Origin of the sequence: Pseudidiomarina indica, assembly GCF_900104245.1 — a bacterium.
Lineage (GTDB): Bacteria > Pseudomonadota > Gammaproteobacteria > Enterobacterales > Alteromonadaceae > Pseudidiomarina > Pseudidiomarina indica.
Map to the genome: position 1 here is coordinate 12117 of NZ_FMXN01000004.1, position 19298 is coordinate 31414.

The following is a 19298-nucleotide window of genomic DNA, read 5'->3' on the forward strand; positions in this document are numbered from 1 at the left end:
ACAAAGGATGTACTGATGAAGATCAAAGTATTACTTGTAGCGATAGCATGGACTGGTTTCATGCAAGCCTCAGTGTATGCAAGTGGGGATCCGGCAAATGGCCAAACCTTAGCCATGCAAGGAGATGGTAGCGGCGCTCCCTGCGCAGCATGCCATGGTCCGCAAGGTGAGGGAATGGCGGCTGCAACCTTTCCACGGATTGCCGGACTCGATGCGGATTACGCATTGCGTCAAATGATTGCCTTCCAGCAAGGACAACGTGTGAACGCTGCCATGACCATGAATATTGATAACTTCGACGAACAACAGCTGGCTGATCTTGCCGCCTACTTCGCCACCTTACCGGTGCCAGCTCCAGCCGCAGCAACTGCGTCAGAAGAGCAATTAGCCTTAGGTAAAAAGCTTGCCTTAGAAGGTGACTGGGATAACTACCTCCCGCCCTGCTCCAGCTGCCATGGACCTAATAACCAAGGTGTTGATGGCACCTTTCCAGGTATCGCTGGGCAGCATGCCAGCTACCTCAAGCAACAATTGGAGTTGTGGCAACAAGGACAGCGCACCTCGGACCCAGTGCAATTAATGGAAGCAATTGCTAAACGGCTGAGTCCAGAACAAATTGAAGCCGTTGCCGCCTATTTAGCAAGCCAGCCCGCTGTGGCCAAGCAGTAGAAGGAGAAGGACAATGAAACCTCTAAACGCGTTGTTCATCAGTATGAGTGCAGCATTGCTATTTGGCGCCTCAGCGGCGTTTGCAATACAGAGCAATGATGTCGGTCACGTAAAGCTGCCCAGTATGAAGCCCGGGCAATACGACCACCAAGCCCCCACATTGGCCGATATTCAGAATGATAAAGATCTTCACCCAGAGCTGCGTAAAGTTATCTTAAAAGGTCGTGACTTGTTCATGAACACCCAGCAGTTACGTGGTAAATACGTGTTCAACGACATGAATTGTAAATCATGTCATATGGGTGAAGGGCGTATGGCATGGTCAGGCCCAGTGTGGCCTGCGGCAACAACACTCCCGGATTTTCGTGGCAAAAACGGGCACGTCAACTCGCTTGAAGAACGGATTGCAGGTTGTTTTTCCTATTCAATGAATGGAACCCCGCCTGAATATGGCAGCGATACCATGCTCTCCCTTGTGGCCTACCATCAATACATGGCTAAGGGCGCAAAATTATATGATCGTAACATTGGCGGGCGCGGGTTTAGTTCCCTCGGCAACGAAATGCCCAAGGATATTAGCTTTACGCAAGGGGCGGTCGTTTATGCACATAATTGTGCGGTGTGCCATGGTCCGAACGGGGAAGGTAAAAAAGTCAATGGCGAGGTGGTATTCCCACCGCTATGGGGCGATGCCTCTTATAACTGGGGCGCAGGATTATCTCGCGTCTTTACTGCGGCATCGTTTATCAAAAATAACATGCCACTCGGCCAACCTGGGCGCTTAACTGATAAGGAAGCGTGGGATGTCGCTTACTTTATTAATGCTCAAGAACGGCCGCAAGATCCCCGCTATACTGGCGACGCCAAAGAAACCCGTGAGAAATATCTGAATTTCCACAAGGCCACCTTATATGGCACTGAAATCAACGGCAAAGTCTTAGGCCAGCATGATAATACCGGTGAAAAACCATTCCTCAAGCCTGAGGTGTTAAAACCGCGGACATTTACTGAAGGAACGCCTGCAAGCAGCCCTCAGTAATTCCATCCTCCTGAAGAGCCTAGCGTTCCATCTCTGGAACGCTAGGTTTAAAAATTACCATCTAGTCCCATTTTCGTATTTCCTCTATGATGTCACCCATAGACAAAGTTAACCTCTGCTATGACGCAGAGCATCCCCATTAAGAGAGGTTTAAATGATTGATAATAAAGCAATTAGACTCTTTGCAGCTCGTCGAAGCCAATATGCACTCGGTAAGAACGTTGAATTAAGCCAAGAGCAACTTCAGCAGTTGATTCAAGAAGCCATTCGCCAAGCGCCTTCGGCGTTTAACTCGCAAAGTTCACGTGCCGTGATTTTATTTGGTGAGCAAAGTGAAAAGTTCTGGGACTTAACCAAAGAAGCATTACGCCCAATGGTTCCAGCCGACGCTTTTGCGGGTACTGAAAATAAACTGAACTCATTCGCCGCAGGCGTGGGTACCGTATTATTCTACGAAGACCAAAACGTGGTGAAAGGGTTGCAAGAGCAATTCCCATTGTATGCAGATAACTTCCCAATTTGGTCAGAGCATTCCACCGGTATTGCCCAGTTCGCCGTGTGGACAGCATTGGCTGCTGCCAATATTGGCGCCAGCTTGCAGCACTACAACCCAGTGGTTGACGAAGCGGCAGCAAAAGAGTGGAACGTGCCTGAATCATGGGTCCTTCGTGGCCAAATGCCTTTCGGTTCAAACGAAGGTGAATTCGGTGCCAAAGAATTCATGAATGATGACGACCGTTTCCTGATTTTTTCGTAATTCCTCCATACAGCGTACATAAAAATACCCCAGTGGTTTTGCCACTGGGGTGTTTCTTTTTATGCCTGATTCAAACGGGTGATTAGAAACAACTTTCTAAATGTTTCGCTGGATCAGAATCACGGGCTTTGAGAGCATCTTCTACCGTTAAGCCAAGCGCTTTCGCGACGCCTTCCGCATAGTCTGGATGGCAGTGATGGCATAAACGGATATGACGATATTTGATGAAGTCTTCAGCATCGCCCATCGCCCCTGCGGTGTTATTAAAGAGTGCTTGCTTTTGCTCATCACTCATTAAGTTAAACAACGCGCGCGGCTGGCTGAAATAGTCATCATCGTCTTGACGGAAGTTATAGCGAGCAGCATCACCATTAATGCGCAGTGGTGGCTCCAGATACTTCGGCTGTTCCTGCCACTGGGAGAAACTATTCGGCTCATAATGTGGACGGCCGCTATAGTTATCATCGGCACGACCTTGACCGTCACGAGCGTTACTATTCACTGGGCAACGTGCTTGGTTAACCGGTACCTGATAGTGGTTCACGCCCACTCGATAGCGTTGTGCGTCCGCATAGTTGACCAACCGTGCTTGCAACATTTTATCCGGAGAAACACCAATTCCTGGAACCAAGTTGCTGGGCGCAAACGCTGCTTGCTCAACATCCAAGAAGTAGTTGTCTGAGTTACGATTCAACTCAAACTCACCCACTTCAATTAATGGGTAATCCCCTTTTGGCCAAACTTTGGTGAGGTCGAATGGATGGTAAGGGACCTTCTCTGCGTCTTGCTCCGGCATAATTTGCACGTACATTTTCCATTTCGGGAAATCGCCTTGTTCAATGGCTTCGTACAAATCACGCTGATGGCTTTCACGATCCTGTGCAACCACAGCTGCCGCTTCCGCGTCCGTCAGGTTCTTAATGCCTTGCTGAGTACGCAAGTGGAACTTAACCCAGTACCGCTCGCCTTCGGCGTTCCAGAAGCTGTAAGTATGCGAACCAAAGCCGTGCATGTGACGATAAGACGCTGGAATACCGCGATCACTCATCACCACGGTAACTTGGTGGAATGCCTCTGGTAGCAACGTCCAGAAATCCCAGTTATTGGTCGCTGAACGCATGTTCGTGCGAGGGTCACGCTTCACCGCTTTGTTCAAGTCAGGGAATTTTAATGGGTCACGTAAGAAAAACACTGGCGTGTTGTTACCAACCAAGTCCCAGTTCCCTTCTTCCGTGTAAAATTTCATCGCAAATCCGCGAATATCACGTTCTGCGTCTGCGGCACCACGCTCACCGGCAACGGTACTAAACCGCACAAACATTTCAGTCTTTTTACCCACTTCACTAAAAATTTTCGCACAAGTGTATTTGGTAATGTCTTTGGTCACCGTGAATGTGCCAAATGCGCCTGAACCTTTCGCGTGCATTCTTCGCTCTGGAATCACTTCCCGTACGAAGTTAGCCAACTTCTCATTCAGCCAAAGATCTTGTGTCAACAACGGGCCACGTTGGCCTGCGGTTAAGCTATTCTGGTTATCTGGAACCGGAGCGCCAGCATTCGTGGTTAGCGGGGTAGGATCAAATGGGCATTTTTTGTCGCTCATTCCATGACTCCTTCATGTTGGGGTTAACATGCAAAACTGCATACCATAGGGATAGCATACTATTGGGTAGATTAGTAGGAGTAACCCAGCTTTTACTCGAGGTGATCAATGATATTGCAAGCGTTACACCACGGTCTTAACATGCGTGGGCAATAACTCCGCTGCAGCTTCATCCACTAAAACACGCAGGTGAGCATGTTGCTTCAACGCCGAGGCAGGCAGCTGCTCATCGATACCACTCTCATATAACCGCGCCATGATGTCAGCTTTATGACGACCTGTTGCCACCAAGAAAATTTCCTTGGCCGATAAAATTTCAGCAATCCCCATGGTGATGGCATGCGTTGGCACATCCTCGAACCGTTCAAAAAACCGACCATTATCACGTCGTGTTTTTTCCGACAGCGCCACCACATGAGTGCGACTATCAAACGGTGTGCCCGGTTCATTGAAACCAATATGGCCATTGCTACCAATGCCAAGCAGCTGAATATCTAGCCCACCAACACGAGCTAACTTTGCGGCGTAATCTTGGCACTCTTGCTCGGCATCTGAACAAACACCACACGGCAGGTGAACTTGCCCTGGCTGCAATCCGACTGCGGCAAACAAATGGTGCTGCATAAAATAGAAGTAACTTTGCGGATGATCGGGGGCAAGCCCAATATATTCATCCAAGTTAAATGTGGTAATCTGAGAAAGGTCCAAGGCTTCCGCTTGAATTCGTTGCAAGAGCCGCGCATAGATAGGTTCCATGGTGCTACCGGTCGCTAAGCCCAGTGACGTCGTTGGTTTCGTCCGAATCTGCTGCGCAATATGATCGGTCAGATAATCTGCGATTGCGTGAGCGTTTGAAAATACAACAAACATGCGGAATGCCCTTTCCTAGTTAATTTGGCGCACATAACGTGCGAATTGAACCCTTTTTTTGCAATTCGGCCAGTATATCGAGCGTTATTTCTGAGGGCAATTGCTTTATTGATAATTATCAATGTCAAGCGTGCTTGCTCAAGTATACTCTCTGATACGTCGTAACATGAGGTTTGTTAAAATGAAGGTGTTTTCTGCAATTGCTGTGGGAGCAATCTCAATTGCCGTACTTACCCCCACCTACGCTGAACAAGTTCGTCATGAACCCGTTCAAGTAATTCAGCCCTATATCAGTGAAGAGCCTGCCAAAGTAGAACTCGGCAAGCAGTTGTTCTTTGATCCACGCCTTTCAATGTCGGGCATTATCTCGTGTAACACGTGCCACAACTTGTCCTATGGTGGTACCGATAACCTGAAAACCTCGATTGGCCATAAATGGCAGGCTGGGCCTGTCAACTCGCCCACAGTTTTTAACTCCAGCTTACAAATCGCCCAATTTTGGGATGGTCGTGCGGTTGATCTGCAAGAGCAAGCGGCCGGCCCAATTGCAGCGAACGTAGAAATGGCGATGCCACACTCGTTGGCGGTGGACGTGATTCAATCAATTCCTGGCTACCGCGAGCAAATCGCAGCAATTTATGGCACCGACCAAGTCACCTTGGACCACATTACCGATGCCATTGCAGAATTTGAGAAAACATTGGTCACTCCTAATTCCCCTTTTGACCAATGGTTAAAAGGTGATGACAACGCCATCACTGCCCAACAGTTAGCAGGGTATGAGTTATTTAAAAGTGTGGGCTGTGTTAGCTGTCACTTTGGTGAAGCACTCGGTGGCAAGTCCTTTATGAAAATGGGGCTGGTGCAGCCTTATGAGTCAGACTCTCCGGCTCAAGGACGATTCGATGTGACCGGCAATGAAATGGATCGCTTTACCTTTAAAGTGCCCACCTTACGGAACGTCGCGCTCACCTATCCGTACTTTCACGATGGTGCCGCAGAAACCTTGGAAGAAGCGACTCAAGTGATGGGGCAACTACAGCTAGGTCGTAACTTTACGGAAGACGAGTTAGCCAGCTTAGTGGCATTTATGGAGTCACTCACTGGTGAGCGGCCCGAACTTACCTTGCCATTTTTACCTGAATCAGGTCCAGACACACCGCGTCCGGACCCGTTCAAATAACTTACTTCTGCGGGTGTTCAAAGACCTTCGCAACTCCTCGTCCACGAGGGTCTGCTACCGCCTGAATCTGGCCATCCACCACCTGGATGGCCTGAATATCTCCTAAATTCCAGCCTTGGGTTACTAATTGATAACCCCGCGCCCGCAACTCAGCTTGTGTTGTTGCATCTAATTCACCATAAGGCTCCATGGTGATCTGATCTTTCGGCAACAACTGATGGTGGAAGCGCGGTGCTGATACAGCGTCTGACAACGACATGCCAAAGTCATACACGTTATTGATAACTTGGAAAATTGACGTAAAAATTGTCGAGCCACCGGGGGTTCCAATCACCATGGCGACCTCATCATCGCGGACCAATAACGTCGGCGCCATGGATGAAAGCATGCGTTTACCCGGCTCGATAGCGTTGGCATCACTGCCGACCACGCCAAACGCATTCGGCACCCCAGCTTTCGCCGAGAAGTCGTCCATTTCATTATTCAGCAAGAACCCGGCACCTTCGACGACCACTCCATTGCCGTAGCTGAGATTCAAGGTATACGTATTCGAAACCGCATTCCCATATTGGTCAATAATGGAGAAATGCGTGGTGTTATAGCTTTCCAACCCAGGTTTTACATCCGCAGTGACAGAAATTGCGGTTGGATTAATTTCTGCGGCACGACGTTCTAAGTAGTCCACCGCTAATAACTCTGCTTGAGGAACCGTAGTAAACGCCGGGTCTCCTAAATAATCAGCCCGGTCAGCAAACACTCGCTTCTCAATTTCTGCAATTAAGTGCACGTATTGCGGACTATTATGAGGCACCTGTTCAAAATGCTCGGCTAAACGCTCCTTTATGCCCAGCAACTGAGCCAATGCAATGCCGCCGGAACTTGGCGGTGGTGCCGTGACCAGTTGATGACCCTGCCAGTCAATAACAAGCGGTGTGCGCCATTCCGCTCGGTAGTTTTGTAAATCTTCATGGGTAATCAAGCCACCATCGCGTTCCATTTGAGCGACTAACAACGCGGCTGTTTGCCCCTGATAAAAGTCTGCTGGCCCCTGCTCTGCAATACGTTTTAGCGTGGCCGCCAATTCTTCTTGCACCAACAGCGTCCCCGCTTGCATGGTGCCGAAATAATCCATGAAGTTGGTGGTTTCTGCCAACTTCTCAAACAGGTTCGAACGGTAAATCGCTTGTTTGTCAGACACCTCAAAGCCGTTTTCAGCGTAGTAAATAGCCGGTTGAATTAAATCAGCCCAGGGCAACTGACCAAACTTTTGGTGCGCTTCCCACATTCCCATCACGGTGCCAGGAACACCACTGGCTTTAACACCCACCAAACTCAAATCAGGAATCACTTCCCCGTGTTCATCCAGGTACATGTCACGATAGGCTGCTCCGGGGGCGGTTTCACGATAATCAAGGTAGTATGGCTGGCCTTCGTACCAAATGGTCATAAAGCCACCGCCACCAATGTTCCCAGCCTCGGGATAGGTCACCGCAAGGCTAAATGCGGTTGCGATGGCCGCGTCCACGGCATTGCCCCCTTGCGCCAAAATTTGTTCCGCCACCAAGGCTCCGTATTGGTCCGGCGATGCCACAGCACCAAAAGACGCATTAGGCGTCTCTTTAGCAGCCATAGTAGATGACGAGGAAGGGTCTGCTAATGAGCAGCCCATGACAGTAAAAATGAGGGAAATACTTACGATAGTCCGATACAACATATTGCGCTCCTATCGGTCGGCATAAACAGACTCAGCTTCAATGAATACGTGGCCATTGCGGGGGCTCTTTCGATGTGTCGCTTATTCCGTGCCATCCATGCCGTAGAATTGGACACCAATTTCAATGCGCGGGCGGTCATTTTTCACGCGCCAGCGGTTGGTGTCTCTCAGGGAGTATATGCACCCGCAGTATTCCTGCTGGTAAAAGCGCTCACGCTTGGCCAGTTCAACCATCCGTTGCGACCCGCCCTGTTTACGCCAGTTAAAGGTCCAATAGGTGACGTCAGGATACCGTGATGCAGCACGCACCCCACAGTCGTTGATTTGATCCATATTCTTCCAACGCGAGATTCCCAAACAGCTGGTAATTGCATCAAAGCCATTCTCATGGGCGTACAGCGCCGTTCGTTCAAATCGCATATCGAAACAAGCCGTACAACGCTCGCCGCGTTCCGGCTCCCACTCTAGCCCCTTCACCCGCTCGAACCAATTTTTGGTGTCGTAGTCCGCATCAATAAACGGAATGCCCAGTTTTTCCGCGAAGCGGATATTCTCTTCTTTGCGAATGAGATATTCTTTTTCTGGATGAATATTTGGGTTATAGAAAAATACCGTGATGTCGATTCCGGCATTTACCATCCGCTCCATCACATCACCGGCACAGGGTGCACAGCAAGAGTGCAACAACACTTTGTTCGACTCTGTAGGGGCTTCTAACACAATACTTTCTAACTTAGACATACGGCTACCTAAAGGTTTTCTCAAGCTCGACGACAACGAGTAATCAATAAGTATAGCAAGTCCTGCGCTAACTCGAAATATCAGCCGCCGCATTTGCCCGACACCCGCCCTTATAACCTTTAGCTATATAAAATCGTGATTGATTCCTTTCTGTCTAACTCGCTTCCTTTAAAATAGTCTCATCATTCTAGGATTATTAGGATCAAATCATGATGCAACAGCACCACGTAACCTTACCGTTACCTGTGTTAAAGCTTGCGCAATGGCACCAAGGGGGTGCAGCGCGTGTGCAATTTGTTGAAGAATTAGGCCGCGCCGCCCGTGAGTACGGATTTTTTTATTTAACCGACCATGGCATTCCCGCTGCGCAGATAGAACAGGTAATGACATTATCTCAGCAATTTTTTCAGCTACCGGCGGCTCAGAAGCAGCAAGTAGCGATGGTGAATTCTCCTCATTTTCGCGGTTACTCGACCATTGGCAGTGAATTAACCAATGGCCGTTCTGATCAGCGTGAACAGTTTGACTACATGCAAGAAGAAAAGGCGCTCGACCCTGCAGCCATGACTACCCATTGGCACCATTTGATTGGGCCGAATCAATGGCCTTCCGCCCTGCCATCCATGCGAGACACCTTACTGACTTGGCAACAACAACTCTCGAGCATCAGCATGGAGTTGCTGGAAGCGTTTGCCCTGGCTTTGGAGCAAGCACCGACTGCTTTTCATCGTTCCATTGGCGAGCAGCCCTACACCCATACAAAATTAATTCGTTATCCGCAGCGCCCGAGCAATAACAACCAAGGGGTTGGCGCGCATAAAGATCCTGGGTATCTCACCTTGGTTCTACAAGACGAACAGTCCGGGCTAGAAGTTCAGCACCAAGGTGAATGGTTATCTGTGGTGCCGTTACCCGGTGCATTTGTGGTCAATATTGGGGAGCTCTTAGAACTGGCGTCCGATGGCTATTTACAAGCCACCTATCATCGGGTTGTCAGCCCTAACAATGCCCAAGAACGATACTCCATCGCTTTTTTCATGGCCGCTCAACTTGCCGCCGAGGTGCCCTATTTAGCACTGCCAGCACATTTAAAACGCTTGGCACAGGGGCCATCCAGTGATCCCAACAACCCATTATTCCGCCAAGTCGGGCAAAATGTATTTAAAGGACGACTGCGTTCTCACCCTGATGTGGCACAACGGTTCTACAGTGAGTTGCTGAAAAACGCGGGCTAGATTTACGATTACCGTAAAATAATGATTGTATAACATAAAAACATGATCTATCTTGAACTCACCTTACTTAGGAGATAGCTCATGAATCACCCGTATAAATTAGCCGGAATTGCTGCCCTACTACTTGCGGTATTGTTTCCACTTTATTGGCTCACCGGCATTGTGGACCTGATCAGTGGGGGCTTGGATGTTATCCATACTGACATTCAAACCCTCGATGCTTGGGATTTACTCTTTGTTATTATTGGCGTTCTTGAGGTTTATGTTTATTTAAAACTCAGCCATTACTTCCGCGATCAGTTACACGGGAGCTTTGCTGCCATCAGCTTCAAAATCATGGCCCTTTTGATTGCCCTGTTCCACGGCCTTGTGCTGGTTGATGTATGGTTCGCGCTCAGCCAAACAACCTCATCCGCGCAAGAGATTGCTGAGCTTACATCCTTAGCAACATTGATTCTGGGCGGGCTCTATTGCATTGCGACCTTGGCGATGTGCATTGCAACGTTAAGTCGCTTTCGTGCTTTGCCTTATTTATTGCGGGCGTTCTGCATCGGCATGCTCTTCATGGCTGTTTTCCACCTCACGCTGGTGTTAACCATTGTCGGTTATCTATTGTTCCCAGCGCTATTGGTACTCTTAGCCATCCACTGGTTAACCGCTGAGCAGTACGCAGAAGTGGTATAGACGAATGATTCAAGTAAATTTAGATGTTGAGTTAGCAAAAAATAAGATGACCCTGACGGAATTGTCGGAACGGGTGGGCGTTTCACTCACCAATTTGTCACTCCTGAAAACTGGCAAAGTGAAGGCAATTCGGTTCAGCACGCTTGATGCAATATGTCGAGAATTGCAGTGCCAACCGGGGGATATCCTTGCTTTTATTGACTCCGTCGACCATACCTAAATCTAAGACTTTAGTCGCATACACCGATCAAGGGCTCCAATTCATCATAGAATAGAGCCCTTATACCTGCATTGCTTACGACACAAAGGATGCAGTTTTGTGAGTTAACCTACAGGTAAGATCATGTCTAAACAATCCCGAATTTTATGTTCAGCTCTACAACACCTGGTCATGAGTGCCGAAGAAGCGGCAGCGATGATTCCAGCAGGAGCGAACGTTGGAATGAGCGGTTTTACCGGAGCTGGCTATCCAAAAGCGGTTCCCGGTGCTTTAGCTGAGCGAATCCGTGCGCATAATACTGCGGGCGGGCAACCTTTCCGGATTAATGTTTTAACCGGTGCCTCAACCGCACCTGAATTAGACGGCAAGCTCGCTGAAGTAGATGGCATTGAAATGCGCTTACCCTTCCAAAGTGACCCGATTTGCCGGGCGCGCATTAACGAAGGCACCATGAACTATGCGGACTACCACTTATCCGAAGTGGCCCAATACGCATGGGCTGGCTTTTTCGGAAAAATGGATATTGCCATTATTGAAGTGGTCGGTATTCGCGAAGATGGGTCGTTAATTCCGTCATCATCGGTCGGCAATAACAAAACCTGGATTGAACAAGCCGATAAAGTCATTTTAGAAGTTAACCATACTCAGAGTCTCCGCATGGAAGGCATGCATGACATCTACTACGGCACCGCGTTACCACCAAACCGTAAACCGATTCAACTGACTGAGCCGGATCAACGCGTTGGTGAGCTTTATTTACGCTGTCCGATTGAAAAGGTCATTGCCATTGTCGAAACCAATGCACCTGATCGTAATTCACCATTTAAAGAGCCGGATGACGCATCACGCCGAATTGCCGAGCATATTCTGAAGTTCTTTGACAGCGAAGTCGCCAAAGGCCGCTTGCCAGAAAACTTACTACCTTTGCAGTCCGGGGTTGGCAACATCCCGAACGCGGTACTCGAAGCACTGGATAGCGGCGACTATAAGAATTTGACCGCCTATACCGAGGTGATTCAAGACGGTATGTTGAAAATGCTCAAATCCGGAACCTTACGGATGGCATCTGCCACGGCATTTTCGCTGAGTCCTGACGGTATCGCTGAGTTTGATAAGGATATTGAGTTCTATCGTGAGCGGATTATTTTACGTCCACAAGAAATCAGTAACCATCCGGAAATCGCGCGTCGACTTGGGGTCATTGCAACCAACGCGATGATCGAAGCGGATATTTACGGCAACGTGAACTCGACCCATATTATGGGAACCCGAATGATGAACGGTATTGGTGGTTCAGGTGACTTTGCCCGAAACGGCTACTTGTCAATTTTCATGTCACCGTCGACCGCCAAAGATGGCAAAATCTCGACCATCGTACCTATGGTCTCGCACGTTGACCATACGGAGCACGATGTGAAAGTCATTGTGACCGAGCAAGGTCTTGCAGACTTACGTGGGTTATCACCACGTCAGCGCGCGAAGGCTATTATCGAAAATTGTGCTCACCCAGACTTTAAACCAATGCTGCTCGATTATTTTGAGCGTGCTTGTGCAAGTGGTCGTGGAATGCACACCCCTCATTTACTCCAAGAGGCGTTGAGCTGGCACGAACAGTTTGAACAAACCGGAACCATGCGCCGTGAGTAAATAAGTATCGAGGGATGCACCCGCCCGAAGTGCATCCCTCGTTACGCCCTATCTTGCTTGATGCTCATCCGCTGACTGTAAACGCCCGTCAAACAACTGAATGGTTCGTTCACACGCAGACGAAAGTCGCTCATCATGGGTGACTAATAACACCGCACACTGATATTCCACCTGAATTTTCCGAAATAGCTCAAACACCGTTGCGGCAGATTTTGAGTCGAGATTCCCCGTTGGTTCATCCGCTAGAATCAATGCCGGCTTGGTGACTAACGCACGCGCCACGGCAACCCGTTGCTGCTGTCCGCCAGAGAGTTCATTAGGTCGACGCCCAGCCAGCTTTTCTAACCCCACTTGCGCTAGTAAATGACGGGCATAGTCGCGATCTTCAGCAGTCGGCTTGCCATGATTTAACATCAACGGCATGAGCACGTTATCAAGCGCACTAAACGCCTGAATTAAATGGTGAAATTGAAACACGAAACCAATTTCACTGCCCCGCAGCTCGGTACGTTGCCGCTCCGTCATGGTGCTGGTTGCTTGCTGAAGTAAGTACAATTCCCCAGACGTTGGCTGGTCGAGCAACCCCATCACATTCAATAAGGTACTTTTTCCTGAACCCGAAGGCCCCACCAATGCCGCAAAATCATTGCTATCAAGCTGAAAGCTAATGTTGTGCAGCACATCGGTTTGGGTGGGTAGCCCCACTTGATACGACTTGCAAATGCCGTCTAAACGGAGAATTTCTCGAACACCATTAGACATAACGAATTGCCTCAACGGGGTCTAAATTAGCAGCTCGGCGAGCGGGCCACGCAGCAGCACCTATTCCTGTGAGCACAGCGAGAGCGAGGGCGCCAACAATTAAACTAGGAGCAATCGGGATATAAAACAAACCCGGCCCAAACGCGTTGAAAACCCACACCAAGGCGTAACTGACCCCTATGCCGGCCGTGGCCCCAAACAAGCCAAACAGTGCACCTTGCAGTAAAAAGATACGCAGAATTTGGTCCCGTCCAGCCCCCGTGGCGCGCAAAATACCAATTTCACGGGTACGCTGCACCACACTAACCGACAGCACACTGGCAATACCAAAAGCCACCGAGACCCCGACAAACACTTTAATCATGTTGGTCGATAAACTTTGGGCGCTGAGCGCATTCATCAGCTGTGCGTTGGTGGCAATCCAGCTCTCCGCTTTTAATCCAGTCAAGCGGTGCATGATTTGTGCAATGTCTTCGGCTTCGAAAATATCGGTCACGCGCAGATCAATGACAGTGGCACCCCCCACCAAATTGAGCAAGGGCTGAGCTTGTTTCAGATCCATATAGATATAGCGCGCATCCAGCTCCCGCACGCCGAGTTCAAAAATACCCGCCACGTTCACCACCCGCGCATTGCCTTGCCCACTATCAAGACGTATTTTACCGCCTACTGATACTCCGAGCTCCTGCGCGAGCTGCGAGCCAATCAGCACATCATCGGCGCCAATACGCAGTTGCCCCGCTACCAAATAATCTTGCAGGGGAAGCAGTTGCTGGTAGCGCGGCCAATCAATGCCCACCAAGGCAACCGACTCAACCGCAGCCCCACGCTTCGCTAAAGCGGGCCCAGAAACCATGGGGGAGACCACGGTTAACTCGGTGCGTTGATCCAAAGCAACAATCAATTTTTGCCAGTTTTGAATACTGCGTAATCGTTGGGCGCGTTGGTCTTCCAATACCACATGCAGGATTCCTGCCGGCATTGGCGCCACGCGGTTCATTTCATCAGGTTGCGATAAACGAATATGCGCCTGAGTACCTAAGGTGCGCTCAATGACGTTGGCTTGAAGCCCTTCAATCAAGGCCGTCACAAACACGATAACGGCCACACCAATGGCCACTCCCACGGTAATCAGCAATGTTTGGCCCCGACCATCTCGTAAAAACGCAATGGCCACGACCCAATCAGTCCACCACTTTTGCACGGACACGTTGCCCCTCTGTTGGCGTTGCTGGCATGGTCACTAGCACCTGATCGCCGAGTTGCAGCCCTTGGGTGACTTCACTATGGGTTAACCCTCGCACGCCAAGAGTAATCTCTTGTTGCTGCAAACGGCCTTGTTGGACTAACCAGACCCGGTCGGAATTGATTAAAGCTTCATTGGGAATGACCAAAGCCTGCTCGCGCCGCGCCACTTCAATGGTGACCGACACCGTCATATCTTGACGTAAAAATGGCACCGATTGCGGCAGCGATAACCGTACTTCAACGGTGCCTCGGGTCGCATCAATGACAGGCGCAATATAGCTCACGGTCGCAGGAAATGGAGAATCTGGGTAGGCATCGGCAATCACCGTCGCCGCCTGACCAATGGCCAACTGGCTTAAGTGACGCTCATCAATATCAGTGCGGACTTCGATGGCGCCTGAGGCCGCCAACGTTAACAGCACCTGCCCCGGCTGAGCGATATCACCAACATCCACATGACGGGTCAGGATTAACCCATCTAAAGGGGCGACAATTTCAGTTTTTGCGAGTAGCGCCTGTGCAGCCGATAATTGCTCCTCCAGCACTTGCTGTTCCGTGCCACCCTCAGCTACAGCAGTCACTTGAACTTCGGCCCGCTCGACATTCAAGGCTGCCAGCCGAACGAGTTGTTCAGCCTGCTCATAATGCTCACGAGTAATCACCCCTTGCTCGACCAATTCGGCTCGGCGCTTTGCTTCACGCTGCGCCTGCGCGAGTTCCGTTTGAGCTTGCGCCAAATCAGCACGCGCTTGGGGCCGTGTGCGGTTCGTCAGCTCCACCAGCGCAACTTCAAGTTGGCGCACCTGCGCCACGAGATCATCAGCGCGTAAGGTGAATAAAGGCTGCCCTTGGGTCACCGCATCGCCTTCATGCACCCAGCGATGCTTGACCACACCGGTCACTTCACTGCTAATTTCAATGCGCGTATCCGCCGTGACCCGGCCGGCTGCCACCACCGACTGCACCAGCGGGGCTGACACCACGGGTTGAACCTTAACTTGGGGACCCTGCCACCAGCGCAGCATGAGATAAATCATGATGATTGCGACGGTTAATGCCAATGCTATTTGCGTGCGGGAGAATCGTTGCATCCGTACTCCAACTCAGGTCATAACTCAGGGAATCACTGGTAACATCATACACGAATCACTTTGTAAACCTGCCTATTGGATAACAATTTTTTGCAAAGTTTGGGAATTCGATTGGGGGATTTTAAAGATTCAGCGTATAGTTAATAAACACCCTTCATAACAGTTGGAGTAAACAAGCAATGCGGAGCGGAATCATTTTTACTATCGCAGTGGGGATTGCCATTGTGGTAATTGGTCTGGTGTTTTACAACAAAGTTGCGGGCGGGCACCAACAAGAAGTTGTCTTAGCTGGCGCAGCCAATCAGGCCGACGGCGAGCACGCTTGTCTGCCGATGTTCCAACATCGACTGCGCGCGCTTCATACCAATACCGAACATGATCTCTGTGAGTTAACCGCAGGGAAGGTTGTGATGGTCGTCAACACCGCCAGTCAGTGTGGCTACACCGGCCAGTTTGAAGGCCTCGAAGCACTGCACCAACAATACCAAGGCCAAGACTTTGTGATTCTCGGCTTTCCATCGGATAGCTTCCGACAGGAACACGATAGCGAAGAAGAAACGGCCACAGTTTGTTTTGTGAACTATGGGGTGACCTTTCCGATGATGGCAACGAGCAAAGTGACTGGCACCGATGCCAACCCTATTTTCAAAGAACTGAGCGCCGCCACCAAGCAAGCGCCAGCATGGAATTTTCATAAATACATTGTGTCTGCTGACGGGCTGAAAATCACCAGCTTCCCAAGCAAAGTGGAGCCTCTCGATGACGCAATTACGCAGGTCATTCATGACTATTTGGAAGAAGCTCAATAAAGGAACTGTCGCCATGCGTTTAAATACAATTGTTGTCTCTTTCGGTGCCGTGGTATTACTCACCGCCTGTGATAGTGCGCCGTCATCCAACACCATTAACTATCAATGTGGCGCGTTGTCTGTCGCCGCAGAATTTGCCGGGGCCGACGTCACCTTTCATTTAGGGAATCACACCACCCAACTCACGCAGGAAGTCAGTGCTTCGGGAGCGCGTTATCTCAATGCGGAACAAGAAATTGAGTTTTGGACCAAAGGCCAAGAGGCGCACCTGACCATTGCGGGACAAACCTATCCACTGTGTCTTGATGTGACGGCATTACCACAACAGTTTAGTGCCCGTGGGAACGAGCCGTTCTGGTTGATTCAGCATCAGTCAGACAGCACCTCACTGCGCCAACCGAAAGGTGATCAGGACTTTGTGAATATCACGGTGACCGCGCAGGCGAAAAACCCCTCCCAGTGGCATCTGCAACTGGACGAGAATACCAAACTGGAGGTTGCCGCAGACCTTTGCCATGATTCTATGACCGGCATGCCCTACCCTTATACCGCCACGCTCACCATGGCTGGGCAAGCCATGCCAGGTTGTGCCGGGGAGCCGCACCGTTTGATTACCGGCGCCTTATGGGAAATGCATGCTAGTGGTTTAGAAACCGCCCCTTCCATTCAGTTTACGGAAGATGGCACGGTATTCGGCTACAGTGGTTGTAACCGTTTTAATGGCGGCTATGAGTTAACCGGTGAAGGCTTGCGCTTCAAGCCCCTCGCAGCAACTCGAATGATGTGCAGCGAACCGCAAATGGAAATTGAGCAACAGGTGTTTCAGGCGTTGGAACAAGTCACTCTATTTGATGTTGGAACGGAAGATAACACGTTACAACTTAAAGCAAATGACACCACAGTATTACGCTTCGTCAAAACACTCTAACAGGTCATTGCAGCACCACGAGGGCGGCTTAGGCCGCCACGTGGGTATCATAATAATCGAGGAGCAGTTGCTGTGCGTGCTGCAACGGCTGAGTGGCAGCGATAATGGCTGCCGCGTGCGTTGCTAGCAATTCCATCATCACTTCATTATCTTCACGACCTTGCCAAGTTTTTTCATAAGTTCCTTGGCGATAGCCCCGCAATTGCCGCAAATTATTTAGGGCGTTCTTGCCGATATAAGTTAAATACACGGTATTAGCATCACCATATGCCTGCACCAGCGCTGCCATCAGGGTGGCAAATAAGCGTTCCCCACAGCGCAGCGGTTTATTTGCATCGCCATCTTGGGCCAACGCAACCACCAAATCTTTCCCATCTGCGACTGATACCCCAGCGTTCACACCCGATAGAATCAGCTGCGCCACCTCTTCCGCTGCTTGGTCACGAGTACGTCCTTGCTGACAGACATTTTCCACGGCATCAGAAATGGCAAAATGCAGAATATCGATTAATTCCATATTGGCTTGCGCCCAATCTGCAGCTTGCTTTTTCCACCACTTGTACGCGGTATGCTCAAAGTATTCGCCAAGTTCCACCAAAATGGCTTTTACATCATCACGTTTTACTTGGGGATTTTCGGGATAAGCAGGATCAATCACTTGGTTAAACGCAATTTGCATCTCGACCAATTGTTTCGCTTGTTCGGGGGTCATAGCATTCCTATCTGGCTTCATGGTGATACGGCAAGGTTACCATTGAACCGTTAGTCGGAAAAGGGAAAGCGTTGAAAGTGCACAGCCTGAGTTAATGGCGCTGCACTATAGCAACACAGCATCAAGTCCTCGACTCGTAAGTGCATGGCGCGACTGGGATAATCGCCCAGCGGTTGTTTTAAGGTGCGTAGCAACAGTCCTTGCTCCGCCTTGGTCACCGCTTCTGCTAACGTCCAACGCTGATAAAATTGGGGCCAATCGGTGCCGTCAATACCGGCAAAAAAGCCCTGCTGATAAGTCGTTGCCATCTCCACCAAACGCCGCCGTGGCTTGATGGGTTCAATATCAACCCCCACCACCTGCTGTGGGCTGGCAGCAACAAACACGGCGCCTTTGGTGTGGCTAATCGAACAATGCCACGACAATCCACCCACCGTAAGTTGTGGTGCACCATTTTCTTGACGAGTGATTGCAACGGCACCGCCAGCGCAATGCCATTGTCGCGCCACCAGTAGGCGCAATAAACCACGTCCAGCTAAAAACTGCTGCTGGCGACTGGGTTGGGAATACGACAACGCAGTCTGCCGTTCCGCCTCCGTCAACCACTCAGCCAAAGCCGGTATTAGCTGCTCAAAGTCGGTCGCATAAGCGGCTGCAATCATGGACGGCAAAACTTACTTCGAGACATTGGTATAGCGCAAATAGGGCTTCACCGTCTTAAAGCCTTGTGGAAATTTTTCCTCGGCAGCTTCTGATGACACACTCGGAGGGATAATAACATCACCGCCTACTTGCCAATCAGCGGGACAGGCCACTCCGTATTGATCGCCGGTTTGCAACGCATCAATCACCCGAAGAATTTCAGTGAAGTTCCGCCCCACACTCATGGGATAAGTCATCATGAGCCGCACCTTAAGATTCGGATCAATAATAAACACGGTCCGTACCGTGGCGGTTTCACTGGCATTGGGGTGAATCATATCGTACAGCTTCGCAACTTTAAGCTCGCTGTCGGCAACAATAGGAAACTGCACCTGAGTATTTTGCGTTTCATTAATGTCGTTAATCCAGCCTAAATGCTGTTCCACGCTTTCCGTCGACAACCCTAAGCACTTCACTTGGCGACGTTCAAATTCTGCTGCTAATTGTGCGGTACGCCCCATTTCAGTGGTGCACACCGGCGTGTAATCCGCTGGATGACTAAAAAAGAAGACCCAAGAGCCTTTGGCCCAAGCATGAAAATCAATATTTCCTTGCGTGGTGGCAATTTCAAAATTCGGGGCGATATCGCCAATACGTACACTCATCTTAACCTCCACAATGACACCTAGTGCGTCGTTGATCCTGCGCAGATTTTGCCGCTTGCGCAAGACGATTTTTATCTAA

General features: G+C 49.9%; 20 protein-coding genes. 10 read left to right on the forward strand and 10 right to left on the reverse strand.

The genetic code is table 11. The features are described 5' to 3' along the window. Positions 1 to 15 precede the first annotated feature (15 nt). The 3 genes from BLP64_RS04425 (at position 16) to BLP64_RS04435 (ending at position 2465) form a co-directional block, all read left to right on the forward strand. Complete coding sequence (locus tag BLP64_RS04425) at positions 16 to 669, forward strand: c-type cytochrome (protein ID WP_092592170.1); 654 nt, start codon at positions 16 to 18, stop codon at positions 667 to 669. A gap of 13 nt (positions 670 to 682) precedes the next feature. Next, positions 683 to 1708: a c-type cytochrome gene (locus tag BLP64_RS04430; RefSeq protein ID WP_092592172.1), complete on the forward strand. Its 1026-nt coding sequence runs from the start codon at positions 683 to 685 to the stop codon at positions 1706 to 1708. A 154-nt stretch (positions 1709 to 1862) separates the two neighbouring features. Beyond that, on the forward strand, positions 1863 to 2465 hold the full coding sequence (locus BLP64_RS04435) for a nitroreductase family protein (RefSeq protein WP_092592174.1): 603 nt from the start codon (positions 1863 to 1865) through the stop codon (positions 2463 to 2465). An 82-nt stretch (positions 2466 to 2547) separates the two neighbouring features. Here the strand turns inward: BLP64_RS04435 and BLP64_RS04440 are convergent, their stop codons facing one another. Continuing rightward, positions 2548 to 4068 (reverse strand): catalase, encoded by a 1521-nt coding sequence (locus BLP64_RS04440; protein ID WP_092592176.1) that lies wholly within the window; start codon positions 4066 to 4068, stop codon positions 2548 to 2550. 123 nt (positions 4069 to 4191) lie between these two features. Continuing rightward, on the reverse strand, positions 4192 to 4938 hold the full coding sequence (gene nagB, locus BLP64_RS04445) for a glucosamine-6-phosphate deaminase (protein WP_092592178.1): 747 nt from the start codon (positions 4936 to 4938) through the stop codon (positions 4192 to 4194). Between the two features lie 181 nt (positions 4939 to 5119). Here nagB and BLP64_RS04450 point away from each other — a divergent pair, with 181 nt between their 5' ends. Further along, positions 5120 to 6121, forward strand: a complete 1002-nt coding sequence (locus BLP64_RS04450) for a cytochrome-c peroxidase (protein WP_092592180.1) — start codon at positions 5120 to 5122, stop codon at positions 6119 to 6121. Position 6122: 1 nt separating this feature from the next. On the opposite strand, the gene ggt is transcribed toward BLP64_RS04450, so the two are convergent. Both ggt and BLP64_RS04460 read right to left on the reverse strand, forming a co-directional pair. Continuing rightward, entirely contained in the window at positions 6123 to 7835 is a 1713-nt protein-coding gene (ggt, locus tag BLP64_RS04455; protein WP_199286038.1) for a gamma-glutamyltransferase, read from the reverse strand. Between the two features lie 81 nt (positions 7836 to 7916). Then, complete coding sequence (locus BLP64_RS04460; RefSeq protein WP_092592182.1) at positions 7917 to 8576, reverse strand: epoxyqueuosine reductase QueH; 660 nt, start codon at positions 8574 to 8576, stop codon at positions 7917 to 7919. Positions 8577 to 8785: 209 nt separating this feature from the next. Here BLP64_RS04460 and BLP64_RS04465 point away from each other — a divergent pair, with 209 nt between their 5' ends. From BLP64_RS04465 to BLP64_RS04480, 4 genes are all read left to right on the forward strand, one after another. Further along, a complete protein-coding gene (locus BLP64_RS04465; RefSeq protein WP_233340104.1) occupies positions 8786 to 9811 on the forward strand; it encodes an isopenicillin N synthase family dioxygenase in 1026 nt (341 codons plus the stop codon). Between the two features lie 81 nt (positions 9812 to 9892). After that, complete coding sequence (locus BLP64_RS04470) at positions 9893 to 10495, forward strand: hypothetical protein (protein ID WP_092592184.1); 603 nt, start codon at positions 9893 to 9895, stop codon at positions 10493 to 10495. Positions 10496 to 10499: 4 nt separating this feature from the next. Beyond that, the gene (locus tag BLP64_RS04475) at positions 10500 to 10715 is read left to right on the forward strand and encodes a helix-turn-helix domain-containing protein (RefSeq protein WP_092592186.1); all 216 of its coding nucleotides are present in this window, start codon (positions 10500 to 10502) and stop codon (positions 10713 to 10715) included. 123 nt (positions 10716 to 10838) lie between these two features. After that, positions 10839 to 12362 (forward strand): acetyl-CoA hydrolase/transferase family protein, encoded by a 1524-nt coding sequence (locus BLP64_RS04480; RefSeq protein WP_092592188.1) that lies wholly within the window; start codon positions 10839 to 10841, stop codon positions 12360 to 12362. 48 nt (positions 12363 to 12410) lie between these two features. On the opposite strand, the gene BLP64_RS04485 is transcribed toward BLP64_RS04480, so the two are convergent. The 3 genes from BLP64_RS04485 to BLP64_RS04495 are packed head-to-tail and all read right to left on the reverse strand — an operon-like array spanning position 12411 to position 15463. Next, on the reverse strand, positions 12411 to 13124 hold the full coding sequence (locus BLP64_RS04485; protein WP_092592190.1) for an ABC transporter ATP-binding protein: 714 nt from the start codon (positions 13122 to 13124) through the stop codon (positions 12411 to 12413). Then, positions 13117 to 14328, reverse strand: coding sequence for an ABC transporter permease (locus BLP64_RS04490; protein ID WP_199286039.1), 1212 nt, complete (start codon positions 14326 to 14328; stop codon positions 13117 to 13119). Before BLP64_RS04490 ends, BLP64_RS04485 begins: the two co-directional genes overlap by 8 nt. Next, positions 14309 to 15463, reverse strand: coding sequence for an efflux RND transporter periplasmic adaptor subunit (locus BLP64_RS04495; RefSeq protein WP_092592192.1), 1155 nt, complete (start codon positions 15461 to 15463; stop codon positions 14309 to 14311). The genes BLP64_RS04490 and BLP64_RS04495 overlap by 20 nt, the downstream gene beginning before the upstream one ends. 179 nt (positions 15464 to 15642) lie before the next feature. Between BLP64_RS04495 and BLP64_RS04500 the strand changes: the two genes are divergently transcribed. Both BLP64_RS04500 and BLP64_RS04505 read left to right on the forward strand, forming a co-directional pair. Continuing rightward, positions 15643 to 16272 carry a glutathione peroxidase gene (locus tag BLP64_RS04500; protein ID WP_199286040.1) on the forward strand — a complete coding sequence of 210 codons (630 nt, stop codon included), beginning with the start codon at positions 15643 to 15645 and terminating at the stop codon, positions 16270 to 16272. Between the two features lie 13 nt (positions 16273 to 16285). Further along, positions 16286 to 17200 (forward strand): META domain-containing protein, encoded by a 915-nt coding sequence (locus BLP64_RS04505; protein ID WP_176754917.1) that lies wholly within the window; start codon positions 16286 to 16288, stop codon positions 17198 to 17200. A 28-nt stretch (positions 17201 to 17228) separates the two neighbouring features. Here the strand turns inward: BLP64_RS04505 and BLP64_RS04510 are convergent, their stop codons facing one another. From BLP64_RS04510 to BLP64_RS04520, 3 genes are read right to left on the reverse strand one after another with little or no spacing between them, the layout of a single operon-like run. Further along, positions 17229 to 17912: a dUTPase gene (locus tag BLP64_RS04510; protein WP_176754918.1), complete on the reverse strand. Its 684-nt coding sequence runs from the start codon at positions 17910 to 17912 to the stop codon at positions 17229 to 17231. Positions 17913 to 17962: 50 nt separating this feature from the next. After that, positions 17963 to 18574, reverse strand: coding sequence for a 4'-phosphopantetheinyl transferase family protein (locus BLP64_RS04515; RefSeq protein ID WP_092592198.1), 612 nt, complete (start codon positions 18572 to 18574; stop codon positions 17963 to 17965). A gap of 12 nt (positions 18575 to 18586) precedes the next feature. Next, a complete protein-coding gene (locus tag BLP64_RS04520; protein ID WP_092592200.1) occupies positions 18587 to 19219 on the reverse strand; it encodes a peroxiredoxin in 633 nt (210 codons plus the stop codon). Between the last annotated feature and the right edge of the window lie 79 nt (positions 19220 to 19298).

Bases quoted from the DNA above. Each gene is read 5' to 3' on its own strand.
- BLP64_RS04425 (WP_092592170.1), top strand. From the start codon at position 16: ATGAAGATCAAAGTATTACTTGTAGCGATAGCATGGACTGGTTTCATG.
- BLP64_RS04430 (WP_092592172.1), top strand. From the start codon at position 683: ATGAAACCTCTAAACGCGTTGTTCATCAGTATGAGTGCAGCATTGCTA.
- BLP64_RS04435 (WP_092592174.1), top strand. From the start codon at position 1,863: ATGATTGATAATAAAGCAATTAGACTCTTTGCAGCTCGTCGAAGCCAA.
- BLP64_RS04440 (WP_092592176.1), bottom strand. From the start codon at position 4,068: ATGAGCGACAAAAAATGCCCATTTGATCCTACCCCGCTAACCACGAAT.
- nagB (WP_092592178.1), bottom strand. From the start codon at position 4,938: ATGTTTGTTGTATTTTCAAACGCTCACGCAATCGCAGATTATCTGACC.
- BLP64_RS04450 (WP_092592180.1), top strand. From the start codon at position 5,120: ATGAAGGTGTTTTCTGCAATTGCTGTGGGAGCAATCTCAATTGCCGTA.
- ggt (WP_199286038.1), bottom strand. From the start codon at position 7,835: ATGTTGTATCGGACTATCGTAAGTATTTCCCTCATTTTTACTGTCATG.
- BLP64_RS04460 (WP_092592182.1), bottom strand. From the start codon at position 8,576: ATGTCTAAGTTAGAAAGTATTGTGTTAGAAGCCCCTACAGAGTCGAAC.
- BLP64_RS04465 (WP_233340104.1), top strand. From the start codon at position 8,786: ATGATGCAACAGCACCACGTAACCTTACCGTTACCTGTGTTAAAGCTT.
- BLP64_RS04470 (WP_092592184.1), top strand. From the start codon at position 9,893: ATGAATCACCCGTATAAATTAGCCGGAATTGCTGCCCTACTACTTGCG.
- BLP64_RS04475 (WP_092592186.1), top strand. From the start codon at position 10,500: ATGATTCAAGTAAATTTAGATGTTGAGTTAGCAAAAAATAAGATGACC.
- BLP64_RS04480 (WP_092592188.1), top strand. From the start codon at position 10,839: ATGTCTAAACAATCCCGAATTTTATGTTCAGCTCTACAACACCTGGTC.
- BLP64_RS04485 (WP_092592190.1), bottom strand. From the start codon at position 13,124: ATGTCTAATGGTGTTCGAGAAATTCTCCGTTTAGACGGCATTTGCAAG.
- BLP64_RS04495 (WP_092592192.1), bottom strand. From the start codon at position 15,463: ATGCAACGATTCTCCCGCACGCAAATAGCATTGGCATTAACCGTCGCA.
- BLP64_RS04500 (WP_199286040.1), top strand. From the start codon at position 15,643: ATGCGGAGCGGAATCATTTTTACTATCGCAGTGGGGATTGCCATTGTG.
- BLP64_RS04505 (WP_176754917.1), top strand. From the start codon at position 16,286: ATGCGTTTAAATACAATTGTTGTCTCTTTCGGTGCCGTGGTATTACTC.
- BLP64_RS04510 (WP_176754918.1), bottom strand. From the start codon at position 17,912: ATGACCCCCGAACAAGCGAAACAATTGGTCGAGATGCAAATTGCGTTT.
- BLP64_RS04515 (WP_092592198.1), bottom strand. From the start codon at position 18,574: ATGATTGCAGCCGCTTATGCGACCGACTTTGAGCAGCTAATACCGGCT.
- BLP64_RS04520 (WP_092592200.1), bottom strand. From the start codon at position 19,219: ATGAGTGTACGTATTGGCGATATCGCCCCGAATTTTGAAATTGCCACC.